Origin of the sequence: Mesorhizobium sp. M7A.F.Ca.US.005.03.2.1 (assembly GCF_003997795.1) — a bacterium.
Taxonomy (GTDB): domain Bacteria; phylum Pseudomonadota; class Alphaproteobacteria; order Rhizobiales; family Rhizobiaceae; genus Mesorhizobium; species Mesorhizobium ciceri.
In genome coordinates this window covers 1-3,519 of the sequence record NZ_RZRP01000674.1, presented here as the reverse complement: position 1 = coordinate 3,519, position 3,519 = coordinate 1, and the positions used below count along the sequence as shown (strand labels likewise).

3 protein-coding genes and 2 pseudogenes are annotated in these 3,519 nt (G+C 61.5%); 2 read left to right on the top strand and 3 right to left on the bottom strand.

Annotated features, from left to right (window positions below; translation table 11 throughout):
• The 3 genes and pseudogenes from EN991_RS28095 to EN991_RS28085 form a co-directional block, all read right to left on the bottom strand.
• Positions 1–311, bottom strand: a pseudogene (locus EN991_RS28095) (hypothetical protein); the annotation flags it as partial.
• A 13-nt stretch (positions 312–324) separates the two neighbouring features.
• A complete protein-coding gene (locus EN991_RS28090) occupies positions 325–1,218 on the bottom strand; it encodes an NAD(P)-dependent methylenetetrahydromethanopterin dehydrogenase (RefSeq protein ID WP_013532031.1) in 894 nt (297 codons plus the stop codon).
• 29 nt (positions 1,219–1,247) lie between these two features.
• Positions 1,248–2,219: a beta-ribofuranosylaminobenzene 5'-phosphate synthase family protein gene (locus EN991_RS28085; protein ID WP_024504393.1), complete on the bottom strand. Its 972-nt coding sequence runs from the start codon at positions 2,217–2,219 to the stop codon at positions 1,248–1,250.
• A 153-nt stretch (positions 2,220–2,372) separates the two neighbouring features.
• On the opposite strand from EN991_RS28085, the gene EN991_RS28080 reads away from it, so the two are divergent.
• Entirely contained in the window at positions 2,373–2,753 is a 381-nt protein-coding gene (locus EN991_RS28080) for a 4a-hydroxytetrahydrobiopterin dehydratase (protein WP_013532029.1), read from the top strand.
• Between the two features lie 117 nt (positions 2,754–2,870).
• Positions 2,871–3,519, top strand: a pseudogene (locus tag EN991_RS28075) (tungsten formylmethanofuran dehydrogenase); the annotation flags it as partial.

The following is a 3,519-nucleotide window of genomic DNA, read 5'->3' as shown; positions in this document are numbered from 1 at the left end:
ATCCTGCGGATCGCGGCGCCGCCATTGCCGGCGAGCCGAAAGTGTCGCGCGATTTTGTCCACGGTCTCAGGCATCCGCTCAAACCCTGAGCCCAGGACAATGGCGGCCGGCAGGTCGTCGCCAGCCAATCGCCGAAGCGTGTCGATGATGCGCTCGCCGTCGATGCCTCCTTGCAGGTCGCCTGGCAGCATTGTCGCGCGTTCTGCGAGCGCGACGGTGTCCGTATCGCAAAAGAAATCGGCGACCAGCGGACGATAGCCGGCGCGACGCGCGGCGGCGGCCAGCGCCCGGCCTGAAATTGCCGCGATCAAAAGAGATCCGGCGTTACTTGGCAATCTCGCGTGCAAGGGAAAACGCTTCCTGAAAACCGAGCGTGATCGTCTTTTCGGATTCGATCATTCTTTTGAAGAGACCGAATTCGACCTTATATTTGACATTGCCGATGGCAAGCGGACCAATGCCGACAGCTTTTGCCGCATCGAGTGGATCACCATTGGCATTGACGGCCAATCCTTCGATGCCGGCCGGGGGAACGGCATTGACGTCGGCCGCAATAAGCAGGTCATTGCCTTTCAATTGGGCTTTGGAGACCACCTGGACGCCAGCTTTGGCGCAAGCCAGGATAATTTCGTTGGCTTCGACCAGCTTTGTCTTGCGGGCGTCGCTCGATCCGTCAGCCGCATCGACGGTGAGGTGGAACCTGCTTTCGATCTCGGCCGCGATCTGCTTGACCCGTTCGATGCCGTCATGGCCGACAAGTGTGACCCGGGCACCTTCCCCTGCCGCGATGACGGCGGTGCAGAAGCCGACGACTCCGGTGGCGCCGAAAACAGCCACCCTCGTATCCCTGAGCGCACGCTGGAATTTCTTCTCCAGCGCCTTTTCGACCTTGGCCACCATCGCCGCGGCTGTGGTGAACGAGCCGGCTGGATCGGCAAATACCGAAACCTGGAAAGGCGGCACCATCGCCTTCTTCGCGGCGTCGAACATGTCGAGCGCCAACGAGGCATCCTTCCCGGCGATGAAGATGCCGGTGTCGACACCCGCATCCGGCGGGCGTGAAAAGATCGCGTCCTGGACCAGTCCTGTCACTTCGGCCAGGCCCACATCGACATAGGGGACGACGGCGTCGAAACCTGCGTCGAGCGCCATGTTCACGTCGAAGGGGCTCATCTGCTTCAACGGTGTCAGCATGTGCAGGATGTGTTTGCGGGCCATTTCTTGCCTTTCTGCCTGAAACTGAAGCGTCAGCTGCCGACGAGATCCAGCCTGGTTGAACTGATCTTCGCGCCGGAGTTCCTGCCCTTGACGATCTTGACCTCAAGGCCGCCCTCAACTGTCGTCTTCCGAACCGCGTCGACGAACTTGAGTGCGGCGTCCTGCGATGGCGCGAAGGCAAAGCCTGTCGGCCCCCAGGAACTCTGGCCGATGCCGACGGCGCCTGCTTCATTGAGACAGTGGGCCACCATCTCGACCCGCTTCGAGGTGAACACGCCGCCCTGGGCCGGGGCGAAATGGCTGCCGATCAGCATCTGTATCGCGGTGACGGCGGCGCCGAATGCCGGAAGGTCCCGCTCGACCAAAGCCGGCATTATGCCCATCAGCACCCTCCGGCAGATCTCCCCACTGCCTGCCGTTGGGAATGGCGGCAGCGAGCGAAACGCCGCAACCTCGGCTGCTCCATGCAGTCCATGCCCGGAATGGTCGAGGATGAGGAGGACGCGCCACTCTTCCGGAAACGGCAGCCGCGCGACGACCGGAGGCGTTCCGCCGCGGTCGTTCTTGCCGGCGTCGACTATGACGCCGCCGTCTTCGAAACTTGCGATGCCGATGCCGGATCGGCCGCCCCGCTCGAGCAGGTTAGCGTCGCCGGCGATGTCCAGAGGCAGATTGTGGAGCGTGCGCAACGCCGAGGCGACGGCAAGGGCGATCTGCGTGCCGGAGCCCAGACCCGCATGACTGGGGATCGACTGCTCGACCACCAGATGGTGCTGGCCGCGAATGCCGAGATGCTTGCAGAGCGTCGACAGATGCTCGCTGGCGCGGGTGCTCTCGGAGCCTTCGACGATGGTCTCGCTGGACCGCGACAGGGTGACGACGGTTTCGGGTTCGCTCAATGGAAGCCCGACGCTGCCGAACCGCCGTCCAGCATCGCCATTGAGATCAAGGAAGCCAAGGTGCAGGCGAGCGGGCACTCGTATGGTAACAGAATTCGACATCTGCCCCCCGATGGGTGCATCATGGATGCATCATGGAAGTTTAGGTGCCCGGTACCATGATAACTGTTTTCGTCGATGGGGCAAGCCAAAGAGAACGCATACGTGTTTGCCGGCTCCGGCGTGTGACAGACCGAGCAATTCGCGGAGGTCGAGATGAACGAGACAGTCAAGGAAAAGGTCTATTCGGAAGCCGAGATCGCCGACCGGCTTGAGAAGGAGCTGCCGAAATGGCGTTATGAAAACGGCTGGATCCGGCGCAAATACAAGACCCACAGCTGGAAATCGACGCTCATGGTCATCAACACGGTTGGTCATCTCGCCGAGGCGGCGTGGCACCATCCTGATATCACCGCCTCCTATGCCTGGGTCGAGGTGCGCCTGACGAATCACGCGGCGAAAGGCATTACCGACAAGGATTTCGAGTTGGCGAAAAAGATCGAGGATGTTGTCCAGTGGCAGCCGGCCAAGGAAGGCGGGGCACTGGAGGGCACTCCACTGACCGACCAACGCTTCGCTTACGTCAAATATGACTAAGCAGGGTCGGAATTTGTTGACGCGTATGAAAACATTCGCTGATCCGCTGCAGGGTGGGGTTCACGGCCAATCCAGTTTCGTCTAGGATCGAGCCGGCACCAGAAAGTAGTTTAGCGAATGGCGGTTGCTTGGATCGGCAACCGGGAAGCGCTGATTGAGCACGCGGCTGCGCATGCCGCGTCGCTATTGTCGTCAAGTCGGTGCCCGGTTTTCAGCTTTGATACGGATATAGATGGCACGAGGGCGGCGATCGCGCTGGCTGAGCGGGCTGGCGCGGCATACGACCATGCCGATGGTGCGGCACTTGCCCGAGAGACCGCGCTTTTTACCGACAAGGGGGCAATGACCGTCGCCCCCGGAGAGACGCGCCGGCGTGCCGATGTCGTGGTGATCGTGGGCGAGCTCCCGCGGATCCATCATGGTCTTGTCGGCGAACTTGCCGGGACGGTTCCCGACCTCTCGACCGGCAACCAGCGCGCGTTTTTCGTGGTAGGCCCAAACGGGATGTCTGTGCCGCCGCTGAACGGCGGACGCAAGGCAACGCAACTTTCCTGTGGCCAAGCTAGCCTCGCCGCCACGCTGGCGGCACTGAGGGCACAGTACAAAGGGCGGCGTACATCGCAACCGGTGTCGAATTTCAATGATTTTGCCAAAACTCTGGCGGCCGCGCATTTTCCCGTGTTCCTGTTTTCAGGCCACGCCGCCGAAGGCTTGGCATTGGAGATGCTGCAAGGACTGATCGCCGATCTCAATCGCAAATCGCGCG